6 protein-coding genes are annotated in these 6,086 nt (G+C 62.3%); 3 read left to right on the top strand and 3 right to left on the bottom strand.

All coding sequences use genetic code 11. The features are described 5' to 3' along the window. Together EOA86_RS18455 and EOA86_RS18450 are read right to left on the bottom strand one after the other, a co-directional pair. Positions 1-294, bottom strand: a 294-nt coding sequence (locus EOA86_RS18455; protein WP_206630067.1) for an ATP-binding protein, incomplete at its 3' end; no start/stop codon positions are given. Between the two features lie 81 nt (positions 295-375). After that, positions 376-1,278: a LysR family transcriptional regulator gene (locus EOA86_RS18450; RefSeq protein WP_065009694.1), complete on the bottom strand. Its 903-nt coding sequence runs from the start codon at positions 1,276-1,278 to the stop codon at positions 376-378. A 104-nt stretch (positions 1,279-1,382) separates the two neighbouring features. Between EOA86_RS18450 and EOA86_RS18445 the strand changes: the two genes are divergently transcribed. Next, entirely contained in the window at positions 1,383-2,372 is a 990-nt protein-coding gene (locus tag EOA86_RS18445) for a zinc-dependent alcohol dehydrogenase family protein (protein ID WP_128342977.1), read from the top strand. A 6-nt stretch (positions 2,373-2,378) separates the two neighbouring features. Here EOA86_RS18445 and EOA86_RS18440 read toward each other — a convergent pair whose 3' ends face one another. After that, entirely contained in the window at positions 2,379-3,293 is a 915-nt protein-coding gene (locus EOA86_RS18440; RefSeq protein WP_065009696.1) for a LysR substrate-binding domain-containing protein, read from the bottom strand. A gap of 93 nt (positions 3,294-3,386) precedes the next feature. On the opposite strand from EOA86_RS18440, the gene EOA86_RS18435 reads away from it, so the two are divergent. Together EOA86_RS18435 and EOA86_RS18430 are read left to right on the top strand one after the other, a co-directional pair. Beyond that, positions 3,387-4,937: a trimethylamine methyltransferase family protein gene (locus EOA86_RS18435; protein WP_128342975.1), complete on the top strand. Its 1,551-nt coding sequence runs from the start codon at positions 3,387-3,389 to the stop codon at positions 4,935-4,937. A 43-nt stretch (positions 4,938-4,980) separates the two neighbouring features. Further along, positions 4,981-6,086 (top strand): ABC transporter substrate-binding protein (locus tag EOA86_RS18430; protein ID WP_128342973.1); only part of this gene is annotated, 1,106 nt, incomplete at its 3' end.

Here is a 6,086-nt window from a genome sequence, read left to right as displayed (position 1 = left end):
CGGCAGCGCTTCGCCGCGAAAGCCGAGCGAGCGGATGTCGTGAATGTTGTCGGCGAGCTTCGAGGTGCAATGGCGTGCGATCGCCAGCGCCAGTTCATTCTCCGGGATGCCGCAGCCGTCGTCGGTGACGCGGATCAGGTTGAGCCCGCCGCCGGCGGTGACGATCTCGACTCGGGCAGCGCCGGCATCGAGTGCGTTCTCGACCAGTTCCTTGACCACGCTTGCCGGACGCTCGATGACTTCGCCGGCGGCGATCTGGTTGATCATCGTTTCGGAAAGCTGGCGGATGGGCATGAAGGCACTATACGCGGATTCGCCGCCCATGCGGGAGAGGCAGAATTGAGGAATCCGCGCCGCCCACCGCACTCCTGCATTTCACGTCATCAGCCTGGGCAGTGCTGCCGCCAGCGCATCGACGGCCAAACGGACCTTCAGCGGCAAGTGAGGCGTCTGCAGCCATAGCGCATAGGCGTCGTAAAGAAATCCCGGCTGTTTCGGCAGCAGCACGAGAAGTGCGCCGGCCTGAATGTGTTCACGGACCAGCCAGTATGGCAGCCAGGCAAGCCCCATGCCCGCTGCCGCGGCATCGGCGATCGCAGCGAGGTCGTCGAGCCGCAAGCGGCTGACCGGCATGACCTCCAGTGCGGCCTGATCATCGCGCGGAAACAGCCACGGTTGAACGACACGGCCCGAACGGCGGTAGATGATGGCCTGGTGGCTGCCGAGATCCCCTAGCTGCCGTGGCCACCCGTGCATCTCGAGATAGGATGGCGACGCGCAGACGACCATGCGCTGGCGCGCGATGCGCCGGGCGATCACGCCGGGCTGATCCTCCAGATTGCCGGTCCGGATGGCAAGATCGCAGCCATCCTCTGCAAGATCGGCGATGGGATCGCTGAACGACAGGTCGAGTTCCAGAGCAGGATATCGCTGCGCAAGCTCCAGCAGGATCGGGGCTACGCAGCGCCGGCCGAAATGCACAGGCATGATGACGCGCAGCTTTCCGCGTGGTTCGGAGAGTTGATCGGCCGCGAGTGCATCTGCAGCCTCGGCTTCAGCGAGCACGAGCCGGCAGCGCTCATAATAGGCGCGCCCGAAGTCTGTCAGGCTCTGGCGGCGAGTGGTCCGGTTGATGAGGCGCACACCCAGACGCTCTTCAAGAAACCGGACATGCTTGCCGATCATCGGTCCGGACAGATCGAGAGCGGCAGCAGCCGCCGCGAACGAGCCCAGATCAACGGCTTTGACGAACACGGCCATGCTGGTAAGGCGATCCATATTCAAAACTCTCAGTTTCTACTGTCTTGCCCAAGCAGCTATTTATCTGCCAGGCGGCTGTTGGCATAGCGTATTCGGTTCAAATATTTTGGAGTTATGGCCGGATGGCACGCGTTGTTCGTTTTCATCAGCATGGTGGTCCCGAGGTTCTGCGCATCGAGAATGTCGATATTCCCAGGCCTAGTCGGGGCGAGATTCAGATCCGGGTCAAGGCGTTGGGGCTCAACCGGGCCGAGGCGCTGATGCGGTGGGGCACCTATATCCAGACGCCGCCATTGCCTTCCGGTCTTGGCCTTGAGGCAGCCGGTGTCGTCGAAGCGGTCGGCGAAGGCGTGGGCGGTTTTGCGCCAGGTGAGGCCGTCAGTGTCGTGCCGCCACTATCGATGGCCCGCTGGCCCGCCTATGGTGAGATTGCCACATATCCCGCCCACCTCGTGGTCAAGCACCCGCCATCGCTCAGCTGGGAAGAGGCGGCAGCCGTCTGGACGCAGTATCTCACCGCCTATGGCGCATTGATCGACATTGCCAAGCTCAGCAGGGACGATTTTGTCGTCATTACCGCGGCATCAAGCAGTGTCGGACTCGCCGCGATCCAGATTGCCAACATGGTTGGCGCGACCCCGATCGCGGCCACGCGGACATCTGCCAAGAGAGAGGCCTTGCTCGAGTTCGGCGCCGCCCATGTTATTTCTTTAGCGGACGAAGATCTGGAAGCCCGGCTGAAGGACATCGCCGGCCCGGAGGACATCCGAGTGGTGTTCGACGCAGTCGGCGGCCCGATATTCGCGCCTCTGACGGCGGCGATGGCACGGGGTGGCATTCTCATCGAATATGGCGGCTTGAGCATCGAACCAACGCCGTTCCCGCTATTCGCCGTGCTGGCCAAGACGCTGACGCTGCGCGGCTATCTCGTCCACGAAATCACTGGCGATCCGGCGCGGTTGGAGGCCGCCAAGACGTTCATCCTTGACGGGTTGATGTCGGGGTCGCTTCGGCCGGTGATCGCCAAAATCTTTCCATTCGAGCAGATCGTCGAGGCGCATCGCTTTCTCGAGTCGAACGAGCAATTCGGCAAGATCGTCGTGACGATCTGACGAGCATTAATGGGAGCCTCGCGCTTGCGCGGCCAGCCAGTCCCGAACCTTGCGGGCGTTGTCGCTGAGCTCGCGGTTTCTCGACCAGATGATATGAAATCCCTTGCCGGTCGTCATCGTGTGGCCGGTCGCACGCACCAGCAGTCCTGACGCCAGCAGCCGCTCGGCGAGGTGACCCCAGCCGAGCGCAATGCCTTGGCCTTCCATGACCGCCTGGATCACCAGCGCATAATCGTTGATGCGCAAGCCGCGCCCGGCATCGGTGATGTTGACCCCGGCCGACTGGAACCACTCGTCCCAGCTCGCGGCATCGCGAAACGGCTCTTCGAGATGGATGAGCCGGTGTGATGGAAGATCCTCGACCGTTTCCGGCAGCCCGAATCGCGCCACATAGCTCGCGCCCGCAACTGGGAATATTTCCTCATCGGCCAACGGCAGCGAATGATAGTCCGGCCATTCCCTCGGTTCGCCGCCGCGAACGCCGAGCGGGATGTCTTCGGCGATGATGTCGAGATCACGGTCGGCGGTCTGGATGCGCAGGTCGATGCCCGGCAGTTCGTCGCGAAACTGCTGCAGGCGCGGCATCATCCAGAACGAGGCGAAGGCCGTCGACGCGGCGAGCGTCACATGGCCGCCGGTCGCCTGCTGGCGCAGGTCCTCCGCTGACCTGCGAATGTGCGACAGGCCGAGCGAGACGTCAGCGTGGAAGCGGTCGCCGGCTTCGGTAAGGCTGACCTGCCGATGGCGGCGCTGGAACAGTTTCGCGCCCAGCTGCTCTTCGAGGCCGCGGATCGCATAGGACACGGCAGCCTGCGTCATGCCGAGCTCTCGCCCGGCGGCGGTAAAGCTCGACAACCGCCCGGCGGCCTCGAAAACGATCAGGCTGCCGGCCGAGGGCAGCAGATGGCGCAAGCTTCGCATAAGCTGAGCTTATACAAGAGATCAGGATTTTCCAACGTCACAGCCATATTTTCTCTCGCTACGCTGGTCATCATTGGGAGGATAGAGTTTGCCATGAACGCACCGGCCACCGAAGTCACCGAACACGCCAGCCGCCGAGGTGGCGGCCGCCTGGGCCGCAAGGCGCTGCGGGGAACTCCCATGGCGTCGTTTCCGACGCTCGTTCGCAACATACCCGCATACCAAATCGTCCCGGACGAGGCTGTCGAGCTTATCCACCAGGAGTCGCTCGCCATCCTCGAAGAGGTTGGCTGCGAGTTCCGCGACGACGAGGCCATAGCACTGTGGATGGCCGCCGGAGCCGATGTCTCTGAGACGCGCGTCCGCATTGACCGCGCGCTCTTGATGGAACTCGTCTCGAAAGTCCCGCCGGAGTTCACGCTCAATGCGCGCAACCCTGAGCGCTCGGTCCGCGTCGGCGGTAAGAATTCCATCTTCGTGCCGATGTATGGCGCGCCTTACGTGCGCGACCTCGACAACAACAGGCGCTATGGCACGCTCGCCGACCTTCAGAATTTTCATAAGCTCGCTTACATGGCGCCAGCGCTGCACTCGTCGAGCTCGATCATCTGCGAGCCGATGGAAATTGCGGTGCCGAAGCGTCACCTCCACATCATTCATTCGGCGCTGAAGCATTCCGACAAGCCGTTCATGGGCATCGTGACGTCCAGGGATCGAGCCGAAGACACGATGGCGATGGCAGGCATCGTTTTCGGCGAGGACTACGTCCGTGACAACCCTGTGTTGGTGGCGATCACCAATTGCAACTCGCCACTGGTATGGGACGCCACCATGCTGGACGCGATGAAGGTCTATGCGCGTCACAACCAGCCACTGATCCTGGCGCCGTTCGCCCTCTGCGGCGCCTCGACTTCGGCCTCTGCCGTAGGTGCGGTCGCGCAGGTCAATGCGGAAGCGCTGGCTGGCGTCGCGTTCACACAGCTCCTCCGTCCAGGTTCGCCGCAGATCTACGGGCAGTTCATGGTTACGGTGGACATGAAGACCGGCGCTCCCATGGGCGGCACGCCTGAGGCGGCCCAGATGATGTATCTGATGGGGGCGCTGGCGCGGAAATACCGGCTGCCCTGGCGCACGTCGGGCTTCCATGTCGGATCGAAGCTGAATGACGCCCAGGCGGGCTACGAGGCGAACATGCTGATGCATGCCGCCATCCTTGCCGGCGCCAACTACATCTGGCACTCCGCCGGATGGCTCGAGGCCGGCCTGACCTGCGGCTATTCAAAATTTGCGACGGACTGCGAACAGCTTGTTGGCTGGTACAAATATGCTGGCGGCCTTCCGTTCGACGATTTCAAGGAAGCGATGGCGGCGATCCGCGAGGTGGGGCCGCAGGGCCACTTCCTCGGCACCCAGCACACGCTTGAACATTTCGAGTCCGCCTTTTTCATGCCCAGCATCATGGATTTCAATTCCTACGAACAGTGGAAGGGTGAAGGGGCAAAGGACCACGACACGCGCGGCCGCGAGAAAGCGCGCAACATGCTCGCGGATTATGAGGAGCCGAAGCTCGATGAGGGCATTGCCGATGGTCTCGAAGATTTGATTGCGCTGCGTGAGGAGAAGCTGCCGGACAGCGTTAGTTAATAGGACAGGCGAAGACCTGACGGGAACCAGACGGGAGGAAAAAATGACAATCGTCAGAAGCAACGGCGATCGCGTGCCGGATGCGATCGAGGCAATGGCGGCAGAGACGCGTGCAGGCCGGATGGACCGGCGCGAGTTTCTGGCGCTGGCAAGCGCCTTTGGGGCATCGACGGCCCTTGCCTACGGCATGATCGGTCTGGCCGTGCCGGAGCAGGCTTTGGCCGAGGAGCCGAAGAAGGGCGGAACGCTGCACGTTTCGATGTCGGTGAAGGCGCAGAAGGATCCCCGCACTTATGACTGGGTGGAGATGGCAAACGTCACCCGCACCTGGCTGGAGCCGCTGGTGCGCTACACCAAACAGTTCACCTTCGAACCGGTTCTGCTCGAAAGCTGGGACGTCAATGACGACGCCACCGAATATACGCTGCACCTGCGCAAGGGCGTGACCTGGAACAATGGCGATGCCTTCAACGCCGATGACGTTGTCTTCAATCTGACGCGCTGGTGCGAGAAAGGCGCCTCGGGCAATTCGATGGCCGCGCGCGTCGGCGCGCTGATCGACGCAAAGACCGGCAAGGCAAGAGATGGCGCCATAACCAAGGTCGACGACAACACCGTCAAGCTGAAGCTGAACGAGCCTGATATCTCGCTGATCCCGAACTTCACCGACTATCCGGCGCTCGTCGTCCACCGCAACTTTGACGCCGACGGCGCCGACCCGATCAAGAAGCCGATCGGTACTGGACCTTTCGAGCTTGTCTCTTATGATGTCGGCCAGAAAGCGGTCGTCAAGCGTCGTGAGAACGGCAAGTGGTGGGGCGGCGAGGCGCCTCTCGACAGTGTCGAATTCATCGACTACGGCACCGACTTCAACGCCACCGTGAACGCGTTCGAGTCCGGCGAGATCGACATCAACTTCGAGACGCCCGCAGACTTCATCGACATCCTCGACAAGATGGATTTGGTGAAGTCGGAGGTCGCGACAGCGACCACACTGGTTGCCCGCACCAACATCACCCACAAGCCCTATGACAACCAAAAGGTGCGCAACGCGCTGCAGATGGCGGTCGACAACGGCGCCGTGCTGCAACTTGGCTATGCCGGGCGAGGGACCGTCGGCGAGAACCACCATGTCAGCCCGATCCATCC

Source organism: Mesorhizobium sp. M5C.F.Ca.IN.020.32.2.1 (assembly GCF_004023105.1).
GTDB classification, from domain to species: Bacteria; Pseudomonadota; Alphaproteobacteria; order Rhizobiales; family Rhizobiaceae; genus Mesorhizobium; species Mesorhizobium wenxiniae.
This window is presented reverse-complemented; position numbering and strand designations above follow the sequence as displayed.

Coding starts and splice junctions, on each gene's coding strand:
- EOA86_RS18450 (WP_065009694.1), bottom strand. CDS start 1,278: ATGGATCGCCTTACCAGCATGGCCGTGTTCGTCAAAGCCGTTGATCTG.
- EOA86_RS18445 (WP_128342977.1), top strand. CDS start 1,383: ATGGCACGCGTTGTTCGTTTTCATCAGCATGGTGGTCCCGAGGTTCTG.
- EOA86_RS18440 (WP_065009696.1), bottom strand. CDS start 3,293: ATGCGAAGCTTGCGCCATCTGCTGCCCTCGGCCGGCAGCCTGATCGTT.
- EOA86_RS18435 (WP_128342975.1), top strand. CDS start 3,387: ATGAACGCACCGGCCACCGAAGTCACCGAACACGCCAGCCGCCGAGGT.